The organism is Sinimarinibacterium flocculans (assembly GCF_003201205.1).
GTDB lineage: Bacteria > Pseudomonadota > Gammaproteobacteria > Nevskiales > Nevskiaceae > Solimonas > Solimonas flocculans.
Window position 1 is genome coordinate 1 of record NZ_QICN01000006.1, and the last position, 21276, is coordinate 21276.

18 protein-coding genes are annotated in these 21276 nt (G+C 65.2%); 11 read left to right on the forward strand and 7 right to left on the reverse strand.

The annotated features are described in order from the left end of the window. Positions 1-265: 265 nt before the first annotated feature. Both C8D93_RS11530 and C8D93_RS11535 read right to left on the reverse strand, forming a co-directional pair. Positions 266-1576 (reverse strand): ATP-binding protein, encoded by a 1311-nt coding sequence (locus tag C8D93_RS11530; protein ID WP_110265355.1) that lies wholly within the window; start codon positions 1574-1576, stop codon positions 266-268. 49 nt (positions 1577-1625) lie between these two features. After that, positions 1626-2816, reverse strand: a complete 1191-nt coding sequence (locus C8D93_RS11535; protein WP_110265356.1) for a ribonucleotide-diphosphate reductase subunit beta — start codon at positions 2814-2816, stop codon at positions 1626-1628. A 798-nt stretch (positions 2817-3614) separates the two neighbouring features. Between C8D93_RS11535 and C8D93_RS11545 the strand changes: the two genes are divergently transcribed. The 5 genes from C8D93_RS11545 to C8D93_RS11565 all read left to right on the forward strand — a co-directional run bounded on the left by C8D93_RS11545 (position 3615) and on the right by C8D93_RS11565 (position 10125). Then, complete coding sequence (locus C8D93_RS11545; protein WP_110265358.1) at positions 3615-5720, forward strand: phosphocholine-specific phospholipase C; 2106 nt, start codon at positions 3615-3617, stop codon at positions 5718-5720. Positions 5721-5856: 136 nt separating this feature from the next. After that, complete coding sequence (leuS, locus tag C8D93_RS11550; RefSeq protein ID WP_110265359.1) at positions 5857-8454, forward strand: leucine--tRNA ligase; 2598 nt, start codon at positions 5857-5859, stop codon at positions 8452-8454. A gap of 11 nt (positions 8455-8465) precedes the next feature. Continuing rightward, a complete protein-coding gene (locus C8D93_RS11555) occupies positions 8466-9023 on the forward strand; it encodes an LPS-assembly lipoprotein LptE (RefSeq protein ID WP_110265360.1) in 558 nt (185 codons plus the stop codon). Between the two features lie 74 nt (positions 9024-9097). Then, positions 9098-9802 carry a DUF481 domain-containing protein gene (locus tag C8D93_RS11560; protein WP_110265564.1) on the forward strand — a complete coding sequence of 235 codons (705 nt, stop codon included), beginning with the start codon at positions 9098-9100 and terminating at the stop codon, positions 9800-9802. Further along, the gene (locus C8D93_RS11565) at positions 9799-10125 is read left to right on the forward strand and encodes a (2Fe-2S) ferredoxin domain-containing protein (protein ID WP_110265361.1); all 327 of its coding nucleotides are present in this window, start codon (positions 9799-9801) and stop codon (positions 10123-10125) included. Before C8D93_RS11560 ends, C8D93_RS11565 begins: the two co-directional genes overlap by 4 nt. Before the next feature lie 48 nt (positions 10126-10173). Here the strand turns inward: C8D93_RS11565 and C8D93_RS11570 are convergent, their stop codons facing one another. After that, positions 10174-10812, reverse strand: a complete 639-nt coding sequence (locus tag C8D93_RS11570; protein WP_146216580.1) for a response regulator — start codon at positions 10810-10812, stop codon at positions 10174-10176. A 145-nt stretch (positions 10813-10957) separates the two neighbouring features. Here C8D93_RS11570 and C8D93_RS11575 point away from each other — a divergent pair, with 145 nt between their 5' ends. The 6 genes from C8D93_RS11575 (at position 10958) to C8D93_RS20710 (ending at position 16376) form a co-directional block, all read left to right on the forward strand. Beyond that, positions 10958-11737 carry a DUF1295 domain-containing protein gene (locus C8D93_RS11575; protein ID WP_110265565.1) on the forward strand — a complete coding sequence of 260 codons (780 nt, stop codon included), beginning with the start codon at positions 10958-10960 and terminating at the stop codon, positions 11735-11737. Between the two features lie 61 nt (positions 11738-11798). Further along, positions 11799-12866 (forward strand): SAM-dependent methyltransferase, encoded by a 1068-nt coding sequence (locus C8D93_RS11580; protein ID WP_110265363.1) that lies wholly within the window; start codon positions 11799-11801, stop codon positions 12864-12866. A gap of 41 nt (positions 12867-12907) precedes the next feature. Next, the gene (locus C8D93_RS11585; protein ID WP_146216581.1) at positions 12908-13726 is read left to right on the forward strand and encodes a hypothetical protein; all 819 of its coding nucleotides are present in this window, start codon (positions 12908-12910) and stop codon (positions 13724-13726) included. Further along, positions 13726-15078, forward strand: a complete 1353-nt coding sequence (locus C8D93_RS11590) for a thioredoxin family protein (protein ID WP_110265365.1) — start codon at positions 13726-13728, stop codon at positions 15076-15078. The genes C8D93_RS11585 and C8D93_RS11590 overlap by 1 nt, the downstream gene beginning before the upstream one ends. Positions 15079-15150: 72 nt before the next feature. Next, the gene (gene purU, locus C8D93_RS11595; RefSeq protein WP_110265366.1) at positions 15151-16029 is read left to right on the forward strand and encodes a formyltetrahydrofolate deformylase; all 879 of its coding nucleotides are present in this window, start codon (positions 15151-15153) and stop codon (positions 16027-16029) included. A gap of 173 nt (positions 16030-16202) precedes the next feature. Then, a complete protein-coding gene (locus tag C8D93_RS20710) occupies positions 16203-16376 on the forward strand; it encodes a hypothetical protein (RefSeq protein ID WP_170124005.1) in 174 nt (57 codons plus the stop codon). A 261-nt stretch (positions 16377-16637) separates the two neighbouring features. Here the strand turns inward: C8D93_RS20710 and C8D93_RS11600 are convergent, their stop codons facing one another. The 4 genes from C8D93_RS11600 to C8D93_RS11615 all read right to left on the reverse strand — a co-directional run bounded on the left by C8D93_RS11600 (position 16638) and on the right by C8D93_RS11615 (position 21120). Then, positions 16638-17168 (reverse strand): hypothetical protein, encoded by a 531-nt coding sequence (locus C8D93_RS11600; protein WP_110265367.1) that lies wholly within the window; start codon positions 17166-17168, stop codon positions 16638-16640. 2 nt (positions 17169-17170) lie between these two features. Then, a complete protein-coding gene (locus C8D93_RS11605) occupies positions 17171-17851 on the reverse strand; it encodes a hypothetical protein (RefSeq protein WP_110265368.1) in 681 nt (226 codons plus the stop codon). A gap of 95 nt (positions 17852-17946) precedes the next feature. Then, a complete protein-coding gene (locus tag C8D93_RS11610; RefSeq protein WP_110265369.1) occupies positions 17947-18846 on the reverse strand; it encodes an IS1595 family transposase in 900 nt (299 codons plus the stop codon). A gap of 612 nt (positions 18847-19458) precedes the next feature. Next, complete coding sequence (locus C8D93_RS11615) at positions 19459-21120, reverse strand: AMP-binding protein (RefSeq protein WP_110265370.1); 1662 nt, start codon at positions 21118-21120, stop codon at positions 19459-19461. Between the last annotated feature and the right edge of the window lie 156 nt (positions 21121-21276).

Sequence of the window (21276 nt, forward strand, 5' to 3'; positions counted from 1 at the left end):
GATCTGCTCTTCGCTGTACCGCTTCTTCACGTCCGACCTCCTAGTCTTGGGTCGGACTCTAAATCACCGTGCTACTCAATGACGGGGTAACGTCGAATGCCCAACAGCGCTGCGTAGAGGCCGTATCGTTCCCACTGGCCTGCAGGCGGATCGCTGTCGGGAAACGCAGCTTCGTACCGCGATTGGAACTCCTGAAAACTCAGTGAGTTGATCGACATGACGAAGTTGCGGTCTGTCCCCGAATAGTTCGCAGATGCTGGATGGCTCAGAACTGCGGCCTGCTCCCAAATGCCCCAGCTTTTTCTCCATGCTCATTAAAGGTGTCGGCGTCGAGTACCACATCGTTCTGCTCAGCCCGGAGGCGGCAATAGCCTCGCATCATGGTCTGTCGGAACTCGTACCCGCCAGCTCTCGAGCCGACTACTATTTCTCCATGAGAGTCTTTCTTCAGACTGTTCAGTCGAGTATTGAATGTCCTTCGGGCAATCTCATCGCGAAGGAGCTTCACGCGAATTCTGTTCGCGGATTCAAAGATATCTGTTGATCGACGCTTAAGCTCCGGAGAGTCAGCTAAACCCCACAACACTGCTTCGTATTCGTCTTTTGTGGAGTACTTCTCAGTTGCCTTCTGGTATGCAATTCTGAGGGTGACGTTCACCTCTTGAATTGCGCACCGTACGGCAGCGTTGAATTCCTGGACTCTCGCGACTTTGGTTTCAGCATCTCGCATCTTCAGGAAAAGCTGCCGTGTAACTAAATGTACGAAATGCGCAAAACCATCACTTAGATGGCAGATTCTGTAGACGAAACCTCTATCCAGCTCGAACCCAACAGCTGCTGCCGCTGACTCAATGATGTCGATTCTGGCTTGGAAGCTGAGGCGGTCGAGTTCGACATCGCGGACATAGCGAAATGCAGATGTGTGACCAGAAAGTAACTGTTCAAGCGATGTGGCGACGCCGCATACGATCAGGCGAACCGGCACACGCCGATCTGAGAGTTGCTTGATGAAGTCTCCGAACAGTGTGCGAAAGGCAGTGTCGTTTGGTCGATCAAACTCATCGACGATTAGGACTAAATCATCGGCCCGGCTGCCGACGATCTCTTGAATTTGCGATACCGCTTCATCAATAGAACGAGGTAAACGAGTGGGCACAACCTCATCGCTCTGTTCGGATTTCAGGCGAAAACCGCCGAGACCTAAAGCTCCCCCGAAGGAACCTGTGCTGCGTTGTAGTCGAAGAGATATGTTGCCGAGTTTTCTCGCAGCGAGCTCGAAAAACTCCATTGCAGAGGTGTTTGGATCGCAGCTTACGATCGGCGGATCGGTGTCTGTGGGATGAGCAAGGAAAGCTGCGGTCGACGCGAGCGAGGTCTTGCCGACGCCGGCTGCACCGAAAATGAAAACGTGTCTCCCCGGCGTTTTTAGAGCCTCCTGGACTCGCCTCAACTCCGTATCGCGGCCTTTCAAATGCTCAATGCTTTGAATCGGCTGTGATGGCGACAGGAATCGATCGAGCTTTTTGTAAAACTCGTCCTCGAACTGCTCGCCGGGGAGATGCTGTTCGCCGCTCATCGCGCAGTTATCCCAATGACCACTGCTGATGCTGCGCGCACGTACTCAATCAATCCCAGCTCAACGCCCCACCCGTCTGATACTCCGTCACCCGCGTCTCGAAGAAGTTCTTCTCCTTCTTGAGGTCCATCACTTCGCTCATCCACGGGAACGGGTTTTCCGCGGCGGGGTAGAGGGCGGGGATGCCGATCTGGGCGCAACGGCGGTTGGCGATGTACTTCATGTACTCGTTGAACATGCTGGCGTTGAGGCCGAGCACGCCGCGGGGCATGGTGTCGTGGGCGTAGCGGATTTCGAGTTCGGTGGCTTCGCGGATCATCGCGCCCACTTCCTTCTGGAATTCGGCGGTCCACAGGTGCGGGTTTTCGACCTTGATCTGGTTGATCACGTCGATGCCGAAGTTCATGTGCATGGATTCATCGCGCATGATGTACTGGATCTGCTCGGAGGTGCCGACCATCTTGTTGCGGCGGCCGAAGCTGAGCAGCTGCACGAAGCCCACGTAGAAGAAGATGCCTTCGAAGACGACGTAGAAGGCGATGAGGTCGCGCAGCAGGCGCTGGTCGGCCTCGGGCGTGCCGGTGTGGAAGTCCTGGTCGGCGAGGCTCTGCGTGTACGGCAGGCTCCACGCGGCCTTGTCGTGGATGGACGGGATCTCGCGGTACATGTTGAACACCTCGGCCTCGTCCAGGCCCAGGCTCTCGATGCAGTACTGGTAGGCGTGGGTGTGGATCGCCTCCTCGAAGGCCTGGCGCAGCAGGTACTGGCGGCACTCGGGGTTGGTCAGGTGGCGGTAGACGGCGAGCACGAGGTTGTTCGCCACCAGCGAGTCGGCGGTGGAGAAGAAGCCGAGCGAGCGCTTGATGATGGTGCGCTCGTCCTCGGTCAGGCCGTTGGGGTCCTGCCACAGGGCGATGTCCGCGGACATGTTGATTTCCTGCGGCATCCAGTGGTTGTTGCAGGCGCTCAGGTACTTGTCCCAGGCCCACTTGTACTTGAACGGGACGAGCTGGTTGAGGTCGGCGCGGCAGTTGATGATCTTCTTGTCGTCCACCTGGATGCGGCGTGCGCCCATCTCCAGGTTCTCAAGGCCGGTGGCGCCGGCGGCGGGGCTGTCGCTCACGGCCTGCTGGATCACGGCGGGATGCGGCGCGGGTTTGGTCGCCGGCTTGTGCGCGGGCGCGGTGGCCGTCATCGGTTCGGGGGTGGTGGTGCCCGGCGTGTCGTCCCAGCTCAGCATCGGTGTAACTCCTTCGTTCGTGTGCGTCCGGACGTCGCTGTCCGGTCGGTGTATTGGCGTCGCGGCGGCTGCGCAAAACCGAAAGGATCGCCCTGGCCATTGCCGGTCACGGCTTCTGCCATACGGTCCGATCGGGTGGTGTTCGGGCGCTCGTTCTCCCCAGCGTTGACGGCCGTGGCGGTCTCGCGGAGCGCCGCGGACGGCTGTCCCGTGACGGCGACAGCGCATGGGGCAAGAGTGCGCCTGTGGGCGTAGCGCGTCAAGAGGTCTGCACTACCTGTAGTGATATTCGTCTAAACGAGCCGCTACATATAGTGATTGGCACAGCCTGTCCCGTGTTTGCGCACAGGTATTCAGGGGGCCGATTCACCGCTTCTGCGGGGGGCTGTCCAGAGGCTTGCGCACAGCCTTGTGCACAGGCGGCGCAAAGTGCCGCGCCGTCATGGACTTGTCGTTTCCGCTGCCTATGCTCGCCGCCTTCATGGCGCGGCTGCCGCGCCGATGCAGCACGGAGAGCGGGGGCATGCAGGGGAAGCTGGGGGCGGGGAGCGCCGGCCATGTGCCGGCGAAAGGGAGAAGGGCAGCCGCGGCGGTAGGCGCCGCGGTCTTGCTCGCCGGGCTGGCGGCCTGCGGTGGCTCCGATCCGCTTGCCGGTCCGAACCCCGGCCCGACCCCCGCACCGGGCCCGGACGCCGGTCCGGTGACGCCGGTGATGCGCTGCGCGCCGGGCGCGGATGTGGATATCGCTTCGTCGGACTGCGCGCCCGCATCGCGGACGACCGGCGAGGGGGTGCGTTCATGAGCACGATGGACCGTCGCCGTTTCCTGAAGCTGGCCGGCACCTCGGCCGCCGCCGCGTCGCTGTTGCCGCAGGTGCTGCGCGAGGCGCTGGCGATTCCGGCCGCCACGCGCAGCGGCACGATCATGGACGTGGAGCACGTGGTGATCCTGATGCAGGAGAACCGCAGCTTCGATCACTACTTCGGCACGATGCGCGGCGTGCGCGGCTTCGGCGACCGCTTCACCGTGCCGCAGAGCGGCGGTCGTACGGTCTGGGAACAGCGCAACCTGCGCGGCGAGATCATCCGCCCGTACCACCTCGACGGCAGCACGGGCAATGCGCAGCGCGTGGAAGGCACGCCGCACGGCTGGGCCGATTCGGTGCCTGCCTGGAACAAGGGGCGCTTCGGGCGCTGGCCCACGTTCAAGGAAGACCAGTCGATGGGCTACTACCGGCGCGCGGAACTGCCGTTCCAGTTCGCGCTGGCGGATGCGTTCACGGTGTGCGACGCCTATCACTGCTCGTTCCACGGCAACACCAATCCCAACCGGCTGTTCATGTTCACCGGCTGGAACGATCCCTTCGGCACCGGCGGCGGCCCGCGCCTGTACAACGACAACGACAATCTCGGCCCGCCGGAAGAGGGTTTCACCTGGACGACCTACGCCGAGCGCCTGGAAGCCGCCGGTGTGTCCTGGAAGGTCTACCAGGACATGGACGACAACTTCACCGACAACTCGCTCGAAGGCTTCCGCAACTTCCGCCTCGCCTGGGACCGGCGCGAGAGCGAGCCGGGCCATCCGCTGCTCAAGGGTGTGAGCACGACGATGCGCGCCGGCAGCTTCGACGCCCTGCGCGACGACGTGCTCGCCGACCGGTTGCCGCAGGTGTCGTACATCGTCGGTCCGGCGGCGTACTCGGAGCACACCGGGCCGTCGAGCCCGGTACAGGGCGGCTGGTACCTGCAGGAGACCATCGGGGCGCTGATCGCCAACCCGGAGGTCTGGGCGCGCACGGTGCTGCTGGTGATGTTCGACGAGAACGACGGCTTCTTCGATCACCTGCCGCCGCCCTGCGCCCCGTCCTACGACAGCGGCGCGCTGCTCACGGGCGCGCTTGCCGGCGCGGCTACGGTGGACGACCGTAGCGAGCGCTACCAGCTCGGTCCGTACGCCAACGATCCAACCTTCGTCGGCAGCTGCTTCGGCCCCGGCCCGCGCGTGCCGATGTATGTCATCTCGCCGTGGAGCCGCGGCGGCTGGGTCAACTCGCAGACCTTCGACCACACCTCGATCATCCGCTTCCTGGAAGCGCGCTTCGGTGTCGCCGAGCCCAACATCACGCCGTACCGGCGCGCGTTCATGGGCGACCTCACGTCCTGCTTCAACTTCCGCAACCCGAACGACGAGGCCTTCCCGGCGTTGCCGGCGCTGAGCCGCGACGAGGCCGACGCGTTGCGCGCCGCACAGGAAGCGCTGGCGCAGATCCCGGCACCGGTCGGCGACGCCGGCACGCGACCGCAGCAGGAACCTGGCGTGCGACCGTCGCGCGCCCTGCCGTACGAGCTGTTCGTGACCTCGCGCAGCGACGGCCTGAACGGGCTGGAACTGGTGTTCGGCAATACCGGCGGCGCCGGCGCGGTCTTCCACGTCTACGATCGCAACGATCCGGACGGCGTGCCGCACCGCTATGCGGTCGAGCCGGGAAAGACGCTGCGCCACACGTGGATACGCGCGTTCGGCGCGCATGACCTGTGGGTGCTCGGCCCCAACGGCTTTCACCGGCACGTCCGTCATCCCGCGCTCACGGTGGGCGGTGCGGCGCCCGAGGTGCAGGCCTGCTACGACATCGCCAATGGCGACCTGCAGCTCAAGCTGCGCAACGACGGCGACACCGCCTGCACGTTCACCGTCGTGGCCAATGCCTACCGCGACGACGGCCCTTGGCAGTCCACCGTCGCGCCCGGCGAGACGGTCGAGCACCTGTGGTCGCTGGCCAGCAGCGGCGCCTGGTACGACTTCAGCGTCACCGTCGACGAGGCCCCGGACTTCCTGCGCCGCTATGCCGGGCGCGTCGAGACCGGCCGCGACTCGGTCAGCGATCCGGCGATGGGCTTGAGCTGAGCGGTTTCCTCTCCCCCGGGCGGGAGAGGGGCTGTGGGAGACGAACTTCCGGGGCGCCGGCCCACTTCGCCCAAGGGCCCACAGGCCGCCGGCTGGTAAACTTGCCGCCTTTTTTCGTTCCCGCCGCGACCCGCCCATGCAAGAGCAGTATTCCCCCGCTGACGTCGAAGAATCGGTCCAGGCCGCCTGGGCGCGAACACGCGCCTTCGAGGTCAGCGAGGACCCGACGCGCGAGAAGTTCTACTGCCTGTCGATGTTCCCGTACCCCAGCGGAAAGCTGCACATGGGGCACGTGCGCAACTACACGATCGGCGACGTGATCAGCCGCTACCAGCGCATGCTCGGCAAGAACGTGCTGCAGCCGATGGGTTTCGATGCCTTCGGCCTGCCGGCCGAGAACGCGGCCATTGCCAACGACACCCAGCCGGCGAAGTGGACCTACGCCAACATGGACTACATGGTGAACCAGCTGCAGCGGCTGGGCTTCGCCTACGACTGGTCGCGGCGCGTCGACACCTGCCGGCCGAACTACTACCGCTGGGAACAGCTGCTGTTCACGCGCTTGATGAAGAAGGGCCTGGTCTACCGCCGGAACGCGGTGGTGAACTGGGACCCGGTGGACCAGACCGTGCTCGCCAACGAGCAGGTGGTCGACGGGCGCGGCTGGCGCTCCGGCGCGGTGGTCGAGCGCAAGGAAATCCCGCAGTGGTTCCTGAAGATCACCGCCTACGCGCAGGAGCTGCTCGACGATCTCGACACGCTCGACGGCTGGCCGGACGCGGTCAAGACCATGCAGCGCAACTGGATCGGCCGCTCGGAAGGCCTGGAGCTGCAGTTCGCGATCGAGGGTGAGGCCGAGCCATTGACGGTGTACACGACGCGCCCGGACACGCTGATGGGCGTGACCTATGTCGCCGTTGCGGCGGAGCATCCGCTGGCACTGAAGGCGGCGGCGAACAACCCGGCGCTGGCGGCCTTCATCCAGGACGCCTCGCGCTCCGGTGTCGCCGAAGCCGACATGGAGACGATGGAGAAGAAGGGCATGCCGCTGGGCATCAGCGCCGTGCACCCGATCTCCGGCGAGCAGGTGCCCGTGTGGGTCGCCAACTTCGTGCTGATGGGCTACGGCACCGGCGCGGTCATGGCGGTGCCCGGGCACGACGAGCGCGACTTCGCCTTCGCGCTCAAGTACGGACTGCCGATCAGGCAGGTCATCGCCGTCGGCGACGAGTCTTACGACGCCACGCGCTGGCAGGACTGGTACGCCGACAAGACGCATCCCGGGATGCGCGTGATCAACTCCGGGCAATTCGACGGGCTGGACTACACCCAGGCCTTCGAGGCGATGGCGCGGCACTTCGAAAGCACGGGGCAGGGGCAGCGCCGCGTGAATTTCCGCCTGCGCGACTGGGGCGTGTCGCGCCAGCGCTACTGGGGCTGCCCGATCCCGGTGATCTACTGCGCCAAGTGCGACGCGGTGCCGGTGCCGGAGGACCAGTTGCCGGTCGTGCTGCCCGAGGATGTGGCCTTCACCGGGGTGCAGTCGCCGATCAAGGCCGATCCCGACTGGCGCAAGACGACGTGCCCGAGCTGCGGTGGCCCGGCCGAGCGCGAGACCGACACCTTCGACACCTTCATGGAGTCGAGCTGGTACTACGCGCGCTATGCCTGCCCGGACAACGACGAGCAGATGCTCGACCAGCGCGCCAACTACTGGCTGCCGGTGGACCAGTACATCGGCGGCATCGAGCACGCGATCCTGCACCTGCTGTATGCCCGCTTCTTCCACAAGCTGATGCGCGACGAGGGCATGCTCGCGTCGGGTGAGCCGTTCGCGAACCTGCTGACGCAGGGCATGGTGGTCAAGGAGACCTACTACCGCGAGGATGGCGGCAAGAAGCTGTGGATCAATCCGGCCGACGTGGAACTGGAACTCGATGCCAAGGGCCAGCCGCTCGCCGCGAAGCTGAAGGCCGACGGCGCGCCGGTGATCATCGGCGGCGTCGAGAAGATGTCCAAGTCCAAGAACAACGGTGTCGATCCGCAATCGCTGATCGACGCCTACGGCGCCGACACCGTGCGCCTGTTCGCGATGTTCGCGGCGCCGCCGGACGCGTCGCTGGAGTGGCGTGACGACGGCGTCGAAGGCGCATCGCGCTTCCTGCGCCGGCTGTGGCGCGGCGTGCACCAGCATGTCAGCGCCAGTGCGGCGCCGACGCTCGACAAGAACGCGCTGAATGCGGAGCAGAAGGCGCTGCGGCGCAAGCTGCACGAGACCCTTGCCAAGGTCGGCGACGACTACGGCCGGCGCAAGACCTTCAACACGGCGATCGCCGCGGTGATGGAACTGATCAACGAGGCCGCGCGTCTGCCGGACGATGGCGCGCAGTCGCGTGCCGTATTGCAGGAAGTCTGGGAGGCGGTGACGCTGATGCTGCAGCCCATCGTGCCGCACGTGTGCCACGCCCTGTGGCAGGCGCTGCGCGGCACCGACGATCTGCTCGCGCAGCGGTGGCCGACGGTAGACGAATCCGCGCTGCAGAAGGACGAGCTGGCGATCGTCGTCCAGGTCAACGGCAAGCTGCGCGCCAACATCCGCGTGCCGGCCTCGGCGGGCAAGGACGAGATTCTTGCGGTGGCGCTGGCCGACGAGAACGTGCAGCGCTTCATCGACGGACAGGCGATCAGGAAGCAGATCGTGGTTCCCGGCAAGCTCGTGAACTTCGTGGTGTAGGCTGACGCTCGATGACGCGTCTGCACCTTTCCGCTTCGATGGTCTTGCTGCTCGGCAGCTTGTCGTTGCTGTCCGCCTGCGGCTTCCACTTGGCGGGCACGCGACCGCTGCCGGAGCCGCTGCAGCGCGTCTACATCAACGTCATTGCGCCCTACCAGGTCGTGCAGCCGCCGCTGGAAACGGCGCTGCGCGCGATCCTGCAGCGACGCGGCGCCGACGTGCGCGGCGAGACCGCGCCGGGAACCGCCGTGATTCGCCTGTCCGAGCTGGAGGAGACGCGCGAGGTGCTCTCGGTGGGCATCGACGGCAAGGCGCTGGAGTTCCGGCTGGTGACCAGCGTGCAGTACCAGGTGTTTCGCGACGGCCGCATGCTCGCCGGTCCGGATTCGCTGCGGCTGACCCGCGACTACAGCTTCCAGCCCGAGCAGGTGCTGGCCAAGGAGGCCGAGGAGGCGCGGCTGCGGGCGTTCATCCAGACGGAGATGGCGGAGCTGATGCTGCTGCGGCTGGAGTCGCAGCTGGGCAAGCTCGCAGCCGTGTCCACCCCCGCACCGGCATCTGCACCCTAGACACGCCGGTCGTGCGGGTCGCGCCGCCTATAATGGCGCGCGCCCTGGCGTATCCACTTGAAACCGGAGTCATGATGTTCCGTCGCTGTGCCTGCCTGATCGCCGTTCTCGCCGCCGCCCCCGCATCCGCCCAGTGGTCCGGCGAAGTGGGCCTGGGGTATCTCGGAACTTCCGGCAACACGAGCACGGAATCGCTCAACGGCAAGCTGGCGCTGGACTACACCGCGGCGAGCTGGAAGAACAGCTTCAAGGCGCTGAGCACCTACAGCACCGACCAGGACGAGACCACCGCGGAGCGCTATGCCGCCTCGGACAAGCTCGACTGGAACTTCAGCGAGCGCAACTACGTGTTCGCGTCGCTGGACTGGGAAAAGGACCTGTTCGGCGGTATCCGCGAGCGCACCTCGGAGACGGTGGGCTACGGTCGCAAGGTGCTGGTCGGGCCGACGCATTTTCTCGAGGCCGAGATCGGTGCCGGTGCGCGGCAGTCCGAGGAGAATGTCACCGGGTTGCGCGACGACGACCTGATCTACCGCGGCTCGGCGCTGTATACGTGGAAGCTGTCCGAGACCAGCGAATTCAGCGAGGGCGTGAAGCTCGAGTCAGGCGAATCGAACACCTTCGTCGAGTCGCTCGCCGAGCTCAAGCTGTCGATCGTCGGCAACCTGTTCGCGTCGATCTCGTACACGGTGCGCTACAACTCCGACGTGCCCGACGGCACCGACGAGACCGATACCTTCACCGCGATCAACCTGTCCTACACCTTCGGCGCGCAATGAGCGAACCGGCGAGCTTCTACCGGCATCACGTCTTCTTCTGCTGCAACCAGCGGCCGCCGGGCGAGCGCGTCTGCTGCAACGACAAGGGCGCGAGCGAGCTGCGCGACTACGCCAAGAAGCGGGTCAAGAAGGCCGGACTCGCCGGGCCGGGACAGGTGCGCATCAACCAGGCCGGCTGCCTGGACCGCTGCGAGCTGGGCCCCTGCGTCGTGGTCTACCCCGAGGCGGTCTGGTACACCTACATCGACGAGGAGGACATCGACGAGATCGTCGACGAACACCTCGTCAACGGCCGTATCGTCGAGCGGCTGCGTATCCGCTGAGGCCCTGCAGGGCAAAGGCGGGATGGCGACAAGCGCGCCCGGACGCCCCTAGCCGGAGATTCCCAGGCGCGCCGCCACGTAGACGGCCTCGGTGCGGTTGTGCACGCCCAACGCGCGGAACGCGGCGGCGAGATGTGCCTTGACCGTCGCCTCGGAGACGTCCATCTCGCGCGCGATCACCTTGTTGGACTTGCCCTGCATCGTCAGCCGCAGCGTTTCGCGCTGGCGCTCGGTGAGGTGGGCCGTGGTCGGGGCCTCGCTGTTGTTGCCGCCGTCGTTCTCCGGGCGGGCGTCGATGCTCAGGACGTGCGGCGGCAGGTAGGTGCCGCCGGCGATGATCAGCCGCAGCGCGGCCATCATCATCGCGTGGCTGGAGGCCTTGGGGATGAAGCCCGCGGCGCCTTCGTCGATCACGCGGCGGATCAGGGCCGGGTCGTCCTCGCCCGAGAGCACGACGATGCTCGCCGCCTCCGCTGCCAGCCTCAGGGCGGCCAATGCCTCGAAGCCGCTGGGGCCGGGCAGGCGGAAATCGAGCAGCACGATGTCGAAGCGCTGCTGCGTCGCCAGCTGCAGGGCACTGGCCAGTTCGGCCGCTTCGGCGAACTCGCAGGACTCGGCGAGGTTCGCGAGCAGCAGCTTGATCCCTTCACGAAACAGCTCGTGATCGTCGACCAGCAGAATCTTCAAGGCTTCTCCCAGTGGCCCGTTTCCGGGCCGCACAGCCACGCACTGTAGTCGATCTTGACGCAGTGCTCATCCGGTCCGGGTTCGCGCACGTATCGTTCACACCACGTACTCTTCGTCCCGTTCCCCCTGCATGCTGCCTGCCGACATGAGCCTGACAGCCGCCTTCGCCTTGAGTGTCCTCGTCGCCGTCGCCGCCAAGACCGGCGCCTGGCTGTGGCAGTTGCGCACGCGCAATGCCGGCATGGTCGACGCGATCTGGGCGTGGACGCTCGGCGGACTCGCCGGCCTGTACGCGCTGTGCGGCGACGCCCCGGCCGTGCTGCGGCTGCTGGTGGCGGTGATGGGCGGTGCCTGGGGCCTGCGCCTGGGCTGGCACCTGTGGGTGCGCAACCACGGCAAGGCCGAGGACTGGCGCTATGCCCAGCTGCGCAAGGAGTGGGGCGCCGGCGCGGACAGCAAGATGTTCTGGTTCTTCCAGTTCCAGAACGTGTTCACGCTGATGCTCGCGGCCAGTGCCTTCGCGCCGGTGGCGTATCGCGACACGATGCCGCCGGCCTGGGCCATCGGACTGGCCGTGCTGCTGTGGTTCGGGTCGATCGCGGGCGAGGGCATCGCCGACCGGCAGATGGAGCGCTTCCGCGCCAATCCCGCGAACAAGGGCACGGTCTGCCGCGACGGTCTGTGGCGCTACTCGCGCCATCCGAACTACTTCTTCGAGTGCGTGCACTGGGCGGCCTACGTGCCGCTCGCGCTCGGTGCGCCCTGGGGCTGGGTGTCGCTGGCGGCGCCGGCGATCATGGCGTTTCTGCTGCTCAAGCTGTCCGGCGTGCCGATGCTCGAGGCCGAGATGAGCCGTCGTAAGCCCGGCTACGACGCCTACGTGCGCTCGACCAGCGCACTGATTCCCTGGCCGCCGAAGGCCTGAACCCGGCCGTCATCATCGGCGGGCCGTGCGCGGCCCGCTGCCCGTTGCAAGGACGATGTGAATGAATGTGATCGATTGGTGCGAGCGCGGCTATGTCCCGGACGCTCTGGCGCGCATCGGCATGCGCCAGCTGATGAAGCGCCGCCTCGTCGACGAGGCCAACCAGGAGGGCGAAATCCGGTCGCAACGCTTCAACCGGTTTCTCGCCGAACTGCGCGCGAGCCCGATCGCGATCGAGACGTCGGCCGCCAACGAGCAGCACTACGAGGTCCCGGCCGAGTTCTTTCACCTGCACCTCGGGCCGCGGCTGAAGTACTCCTGCGCGCTGTATCCGACCGGCAGCGAGACGCTCGCCGAGGCCGAGGAGCGGATGCTGGACCTCTACGCCGAACGTGCCGAGCTGGTCGACGGTCAGCGCATGCTCGACGTCGGCTGCGGCTGGGGCTCGCTGTCGCTGTGGCTGGCGGAACGCTTTCCGAAGTCCGAGGTCGTCGGCCTGTCGAACTCGCACGGCCAGCGCCAGTTCATCCTCGCGCGCGCCGCCGAGCGCGGGCTGAAGAACCTGCGCATCGTCACCGGCAACATCGTCGACTTCGAGTTCCCGGCGGACGGCATCGAGCCGGGCCCCTCGACGGCGCTCGGGACAGGCTTCGACCGCGTGCTGTCGATCGAGATGTTCGAGCACATGAAGAACTACGGCCTGCTGCTCGCGAAGATCGCGCGCTGGATGCGGCCCGAGGCGAAGCTGTTCGTGCACATCTTCGCGCACAAGCTGCTGGCCTATCATTTCCAGGTGGCCAACCAGACCGACTGGATGAGCCAGTACTTCTTCACCGGCGGCACCATGCCCAGCGAGAATCTGCTGCTGAACTTCCAGGACGACGTGCGCATCGAGCAGCAGTGGTGGGTGTCCGGCACGCACTACGAGCGCACCTCGAACCACTGGCTCGCCGGCATGGATGCGAACCGGGAGCGGATCATGGCTGTTTTCCGCGACGCCTACGGGGCCGATCAGGCGGCGATCTGGTTCCAGCGCTGGCGGATGTTCTACATGGCCGTCGCCGAGCTGTTCGGCTATTCCGGCGGCAACGAATGGGGCGTGGCGCACTACCGTTTCGCGCGCCGCTGAGCTAAACAGGGCACCGGGTGCCTCGCGCAAGGAGAGCTGTCATGACGCGTCTGATGGGAGTGATCGCAATGCTGCTCGTGCTGCCTGCAGCGGCGGAAACGACGACCAACCGCTTCTACGGCTACGCCTTCGACCTGAAGAGCGATGCCTACCTCTACACCGAGGTGCACGAGCAGGTGATCGAGGACGGCAAGTGGGTGCGCGGCAGCATCGCCTACTACCGTCCGGACGGCAGCCGCATCGGTTTCAAGCCGCTGGATTTCAGCGCAGATCCGTACGTGCCGCTGTTCGAGCTGACGATCGACGGCAGCGGCTACGCCGAGGGCATCACCGACAATGGCGATCCGATCGTCGTCACCCGCCGCGACAAGGCTGGCGCCGAACCGGAAACCAGACGCATCGATCGCAACGGCCTGACCTGCGCGGACTCCGGCTTCCACAACGTGCTCGTCGACAACTTCGACACGCTGATGCAGCGCGAGCGCGTCCAGCTGCGGCTGGTGGCCGCCGGCAGTCTCGACCAGTTCAAGTTCCGCGCGCGACGCATCGACGACGGCAGCTTCGAGGGTCGGCCGACTGCGCGTTTCCTGGTCGAGCCCGATTCGCTGCTGCGCTTCCTGGTCGATCCTCTCGAACTGAGCTACGACCCGGAAACCCGCAAGCTGCTCGAGTACCGCGGGCTGTCGAACATTCCGAATCCGGATACCGGCAAGCCCTACGTGGCGCGCATCGCCTACTACAGCACGCCGCCGAAGCAGGCGGGCACGCTGCCGCCGCTGGAACCGTCCGACGCAAAGGCAACGATGGGTGACACCGGGATGGCGGACGAGGCAGCCGACGAGGCCGCGGAGGCGCCCTGATGCGTCGCCTGATGCTCTGCGCGGTGCTCTCGCTCGCCGCCTGCGACAGGACGCCGTCACCGCCGCCGGCGGCAGCGGTCGAGCCGGCCGCGGCCGTCGCGACGCAGAAGCTGTCGTTCGAAGAGGCCGGCGAGCTGGCGCGCGAGCGTCGCCAGCCGCTGCTGGTCGAATTCCACGCGCCCTGGTGCTACTCCTGCTACTACATGGCGACCCACGTCATGACCGGTCCGCAGTGGACCGCCGTGCATGATCGCGCGGTCGTGGTCGAAGTGGATGCCGATGCGACGCAGGGCGCGGCGCTCAAGGCGCGCTACGGCATCCGCGCGTTGCCGAGCTATCTCGTGCTCGATGCCGAGGGTGACGAGATCGGTCGCATCCTCGGCGAGCAGACGCGCGAGGCGTTCTACGCGGCACTCGACGAGATGCTGGCACGTGGCTCGGACCTCGACGCGCTGGCGCAGGCCGCAGACGGGGCGGACGCGGCGGCCGTGGCTGCGGCGCGCCAGCTGCTGGCGTCCTGGCACGCGCGCTACGACGCTGCCGACGCGCTCGCCTGGCATGCGAGCCGCGACGACGACGTGCGCGCCGCACTGGACGCCGATCCGGCCGCGGCCGGATGGCTCGCGCGGCTGCGCTTTCTCGCGGCTGCCCAGGGGGGTGACGCCGAGGCCTGCCTGCAGGCCGGCGAGGCGGCGCTGACCGGCGATCTGGGCTGCGCCCGCGCCTACGAACTGGGTCGCTATCTCGGCTGCGCCGAGCGGCAAGCGCCGTCCCGCGAACGCCTGCTCGTCCAGCGCGAAGCGATGGCGCAGCTGGTGGAGCAGGGGGCTTTCGGCGAAGCGCGCTGCGCGGACGAGCGCTCGGTGGTGCTGACGATGACACAGCTGCAGTCCGCACTCGGCGACACCGAGGCGCAGGCCGCACTGCTGCAGCGGGCGACCGCCGACGTCGAACGCCGGCTTGGCGGCGCGCTCGACCGCGACCGCAACCTGGCCGACAACCTGCGCGTCTACGTCGAGCAACTGGCGCGGCTCACGGACAACTACACCGCGCTCGACGCGCTGATGCCGGCGCTGATCGACGCCTGGCCGCAGGACTACGTCTACGCCTTCCGGCACGGTCGCAGCCTGCTGGCGCGCGGCGAGCCCGCTGCGGCGCTGCCGTTTCTCGAGCAGGCGGCGCAGCATGCCTACGGCGTCAACCGCCTGCAGGTAGCCGAACAGCGCGTGCGTGCCCTGCTGGCGCTGGATCGCGAAGACGAGGCACGTCGTGTCGTGGGCGCCACGCTCAAGGCGAATGGCCCCTGGTTTCCCGAGCAGGCGGCGGCGCTCAAGGCCTTGCTGAAGACCTAGCGGTTCGGCGGGGACGCTCGCCAATCGCGGCGCCGGCCGCTATAACAGCGCCCCCGCACCGTCGCGGCCTGGATGCCTTCCGTGAGCACGCAAGCCGATACCACCGCCCGCCTGCTGATCGACTGCCCGGACCGTCCCGGCATCGTTTCGGCCGTGACGACGTTCCTGTATCACCACGGCGTCAACGTCACCGAGCTCGACCAGCACTCGACCGACCCCGAAGGCGGTCGCTTCTTCATGCGCCTGGAGTTCCAGACACCGAATCTCGACGTGTCGCGCGCGACGCTGCAGCAGGCCTTCGGCGACGTCGTCGGCCGGCGTTTCGACATGCAGTGGCACATCAGTTACGCCGCCGACCGGCCGCGCATGGCGATCCTCGTGTCCAGGCACGACCACGCCCTGATGGAACTGCTGTGGCGCTGGCAGCGCGGCGAGCTGCGGGTGGAAGTGCCTGTGGTGATTTCCAATCACCCCGATCTGCGCGAGGCTGTGGAGCGCTTCGGCGTGCGCTTCGAGCACGTGCCGATCGATGCGGCCACCCATGCCGACGCCGAAGCACGCATGCAGGCCCTGCTGCACGGGCAAGCCGACGTCCTCGTACTGGCGCGCTACATGCGCATCCTGTCGGCGGACTTCGTGGCCCGGTGGCCACGCCGCATCATCAACATCCATCACAGCTTCCTGCCGGCCTTCGCCGGCGCCGATCCGTACCAGCAGGCCTCGGACCGCGGGGTGAAGCTGATCGGTGCGACGGCGCACTACGTCACTGCCGATCTCGATCAGGGGCCGATCATCGAGCAGGACACGGCCCGGGTCTCGCATCGGCACGAGGTGCCGGACCTGCGCGATCTGGGGCGCGATCTCGAGCGCCAGGTATTGGCGCGGGCGGTGCGCTGGCATGTGGAGGATCGGATCATCGTCAACGGCAACAAGACGATCGTGTTTGCCTGAGGACGCGGTTCTTCTTTGCGGGTTTTCGCTTCCCCTGCCGGGCGAGCTACTTTTCTTTGCTTGTGCAAAGAAAAGTAGCCAAAAGAAACGGAGTTATATACCTGACAAACCCGTCAGTCGGGAGTATGCTGCCGCGCGCAGGCTGAGCCGCCGCGCGAAAAGGAGACGACTAGATGTTCACAGCGAAGGTCAACGACTCACCAGAACAGCGGCAAGCCGCCGCGCTTGAGGAAATCGCAAGAAACTCGTCAGCGATACTGGCCAACTTGCAGCACATCGCTAAGGCGCTGTCGGAGATTCAGAAGAGCAACCAGTCGATTGCGAACTCAGCTCTGAGGCAGCGATAAAGCGAAAGTACTTCTCGGCGGCGGCAACAATCTCGTCAGGCGTTCCCTGAACTGTAGCCGCCGCATGGGCCAAAGCTCGCTCGCGTAAATCGGTGCTGTCCATGTTCGTTTCCTCGAATAACGAGAAAGCCCGCCTATTTGGCGGGCTTCTTCTTTGCGGGCTTCTTGGCCTTTCCCTTCTTCGGGTCGGGCGGCGTGCTCAGCATGCGGCGGAGAACGTCATCTGTGCGTGATGCGTGATCAGAATTCTTAACCATGAAGCTAATCCGAAACCCGGAGATCAAGGGCTCCTTGTTTCTCCGGTGGGCGCGGGGGCAGTTCGTGGACGCCGAATGCCTTGATGCCATTTTGAGCCGCCTTCCTGCAGAGCTTTCCGTCGTCTGAGTAAATGGCGCTGACGCCCGCTACTTTCGAGATGGCAAGAATCTGGCGGTCGTACTTCAGCTTTGCCTTGGTTTCGTTGCTCAACCGCATGGAACGAATACACCCGTCTTGGAAGGTCATGTAGCCCACCTCTACGGCAGCCAGCGCGTCGAACTCCCCCAAAACATATAGTTTCCCGTTTCCGAACTGGTTCATGTATGCGGGGATCGACTCTGGATCACATACAAGAATTTCGCTCAACGCAGGCATCGGAATCAGTATCCTCTCCCGGGCCTCCGACAGCCGCTCTATCAGGTACTCAACCCTCTCAACATGCTTTTCTACCGGCAAGCCGGTAGCTGGGTCGATTGGAGGGGCCGCTGATCCGTCAACCAGGTAAAGCAAAAATGTCGCGTCGAACGTAACCACGATCAGTGGTCTTTCCTCTCTGAGAGAAGCGAGGAAACATCTCTCAAAGGGTGCCGATCTGAATCTGCCGTGATCGCACGGAGCTGAGCAACCGAATCCGTAAGACTTATCTCGGGCAGCGTCTCGTATTCATTTGCTTTGAGAACTTTTAGGGCCCAGTTAGCATCTTCGCTTCGAAACCAGCGCCCTTCGCCGCTCAACTTTAGCGGGGTCGTATATAGGTACTTGGCTATCTGAATCGCCATGTCCCGGGTCATCTGGCACTTCCAAGTACGTCCCTCAAAGTCCTTCAACAGGCCATGCGACGTATCGTCTTCGCCGCCAATCCGCATCAGGATTCCATGCAGAATCGTATGCTTGTTGAACGGTCCGACTTCTTGCGGAATCGGCGCCTTCTTCCCGGGAAACTCGAGTATCTGGGCCTGCCCCCAATAAAGCTTGCCTTCGGCGTTGTCTGCGCGCAGATACCTATTGATCTCGACAACAATCTTCCCGAGTTCCCCGTCATCGCTGATATCGGCACTGCGGGCTCGCTGGACTCGTTCAAGGACCTTCGGCCTGGCCTCATAGTCAATGCGCGACACCACGACCGTGCTGCCCGACTCAAGATTAGCAAAATGAACGGCGTGCTCTTGCCCGAATAGGCCTGCAAGTAGGCGCATGTATTCGGCGAGGCGTCCCATGGGGATCGTCTCTGGCGAATATGCACCAATCTCAAATCGATATTCGTCCATAGCCGTGAGACCGCCCGCTGTGGTGGCTCCCTTCGATCCACTTCCTAAACAGAGTCCCGGTACATCAGTCGCTTCCCGCCAATCTGGCCGAGAAGCGCCCCCGCACGTTCTGCGTCCGTGACTTTACGCTGATTCCAGCGGAAATCGAACTCCGTGGCGTAGCGCTGCAAATGCGCCTCGCTGACCTTGTGGAAAGTACCCACGAGGCCGCGCTTGAGCAGCGCGAAGCTGGATTCAACGGTGTTCGTCGTCACGTCGCCGCGCGCGTACTCCTTCGCAGCGTGATTGACGATGCCGTGCTCGGCGAATTCCTTGCCGACTTTGTGATAGACGCGAGCCTCGTCCGTCATCAGGCGGGCCTTCTCGGAAAGCTGCGCCTTGAGGATCGGGCGCAAGGTCTTCTCATTCACGCTGGCAACGCGATAGGTGCGCTTCTTGCCGTCGCGCTCGACCAGCGAAACGATCTTCATCTTGTGCTCGTAGCCGCGAGCGGTTTTGCCCTTCGGCTTGGACGTGCCCCAATAGGTCTCGTCCACTTCGACAGCACCGCCGTTGCCACCGAGCAGGCCGCCGTTCTCATCCTTCATCGCCTCGCGGATGCGATGGCACATGAACCAAGCGGTCTTGTAGGTCACGCCGAGCATGCGATGAACCTGATGCGCGCTGATGCCTTTCTTGCTCGCGCACATCAGATGCACGGCCAGCAGCCACTTGTTCAGCGCGACCTTGGAGCTTTCAAACACAGTGCCAACCGTGACGCTGAACTGTTCGCGGCAGTCCTTGCACTTCCACAGACCCGGACGATGGGCCTTGCCCTGGAGCTGGTAGTGCTCGCCGACTGCGCCGCAGTGCGGGCAAGTGACACCGTTCGGCCAGCGCAGGGCTTCAAGGTATTCGCGGGCCTTGTCAGCGTCGGTGAAATGCGGTGCGGTCAGGTCGGTCATGGCGCTCTACTCCAATGGCGCCATTCTCCCCAAACCACTTGGGTTTGTCAAGTATATAAGTCCGAAAAGAAAGCACACCCTGCGTCCACCCCCGCTGCGCGGGTGCCCTGCGCTGCTCACGTGCTCGGGGTCGCGCTGACGCGACATCCTGTCGCGGCAGCGCTCAGCCGGCCGTCCCTGGCCGGCTGACCCACTGTGCACGCTGCGCTGCTCGGTGCGGCCGAAGGGCACCCGGAACGGCAACAGCACGCTGCCTGCGGCAGCGCTTGGCGGCGGCAAAGCCGCCATGCTGTTGACGTTTGGGGCCCCTTGGAGGCGCCGAGCGGAGCGCCGCGCGCAGGCTGTGCGCGGCACGGATGCCGCGCAAGGACCGCCGGCACAGGGATGTGCCGTCGGTCCGCCGGCCGAGCACGGCGCGTAGAGAGGGCACCGGCGCAGCCGGCGCCGACACGGGGTGTGCTTTCTTTGGGTCACGTTTCTTTGCACAAGCAAAGAAAGGTGACTCGGCCCGGCAGGGCCGAAACCGCTTCTACCAGGGACCGTCCGAAACCGCTTCTACCAGGGACCGTCCGAAACCGCTTCTACCAGGGACCGTCCGAAACCGCGGTTGCGCTACTCCCAAACCACCTTCGTCTTGTAGTCACCCGCGGTCTTCTCGAGCAGCGGCATGTAGCGCTGTTCGACGACGTTGCGCTTGACCTTCATCGTCGGCGTCATGATGTTGTTGTCGATCGTCCACGCTTCCTTGGCGACGACGATCTTCGCGATCTGCTCGTGCGCCTCGAGCTTGGCGTTGACGGCTTCCATGTCGGCAATCAGGCCCTGCTCGATCTCTTCGCGCGACTTCTCGTTGGGCTGCACCAGCGTGATCACCATGATCGGTTGCTTGAGCCCGGCGCCGACGAAGCAGAGCTGGTCGATGTCGGTGTTGCGCGACAGGGCGCCCTCGATCGGTGCCGGGGCCACGTACTTGCCCTTGAGCGTCTTGAAGATGTCCTTCACGCGGCCGGTGATGAACAGGTAGCCGTCGGCGTCGATGCGGCCGCGGTCGCCGGTGCGCAGCCAGCCGTCGGCGGTGAACAGTTCGGCGGTCTTCTCGGGGTCCTTGTAATAGCCCGGCGTGACGCCTGCATGCTTGTACTGGATCTCGCCTTCGCCCTTCTCGTCCGGCTCGTAGATGCGCATGTCGGCGCCGGGCATCGCGCGGCCGACCGAACCGATGCGGTTGGCCCCGGGCAGGTTGGCGGTGGCGTAGATGTTGTTCTCGGTCATGCCGTAGCCCTGCAGCACGGTGATGCCCATCTTCTCGAACCACTGCATCAGCGGAATCGGCATCGGTGCCGCACCGACGAACAGGTAGCGCGCGTTCTGCAGGCCGATGCCTTTCTTGATCTTCTTCTTGACCAGCGTCGACAGCAGCGGAATCTTCATCAGCCGGTCGAGCTTTTCCTGCGGCATCTTGCGCAGCACGCCGGCCTGGATGCGGCCGTAGACCAGCGGCACGCCGAAGAAGCGCGTCGGCGCGACGTGCTTGAGCTGATCGGCCAGCTTGTCGAGGTTCTCGAGGAACCAGACCTCGGCGCCGAGGTAGATCGAGGCCATCTCGACGGCGCCACGCTCGAAGGCGTGCGCGAGCGGCAGGTAGGAGAAGAAGCGCTCCTGGCCCTGTGCCGGCATGGTCTTGAGCAGGCCGCCGGTGGCGAACACCAGGTTCTCGCTGGTGATCATCACGCCCTTGGGGTTGCCGGTCGTGCCGGAGGTGTAGACCAGAGACGCGAGCGCCTTGGGATCCGGCGGCTGATAGCCGGCGAAGGGCTCGTGGGCGCGCACGAGGTCGTCCCAGTTGTGGTCGCAGGGCGGCACGTCGGCGTACGGGAACGCGATGGTCTTGATGCCGGCCGGCAGGGCGCCCAGGAATTCGTCGACGTCCGGCATCGGGCCGATGAAGACGGCCTTGGCCTCGCAATGGTTGAGGATGTACGTGACCGCTTCCGGCGCCTGCTTCGGATACAGCCCGACGCTGATGTAGCCGGCCATGGCGACCGCGAGATCGGCGAGCACCCAGTGCGCGGTGTTGCGTCCGGAGATGGCGATCGCGCTGCCCGGCGGCAGGCCCAGCGAGCGCAGCGCCGTCGCCATCGAGCGCACCTGCGCCTCGGCCTCGGCCCAGGTGTACTTCTTCCAGACATCGTTCACAGGCTGGTAGAGCCAGGGCTGGTTGGGCTTGTCCTTAGCCCACTGCAGCAGGGTCTCCACCGGATTTTTCAGCGACATGAATCTTCCCCCGGATCTTGAGCAACGAGAAATCTGCGCCGGCGCGCGGCTCCGCGGCTGATCTTGAGGCCGCCCTTGCGGAGATCGTGGCGCGAGCCGGTGAAATGGCGGGCATCGCGGCGCCCGGCGGGGCATTATAGGGGCAAACATCCGCCG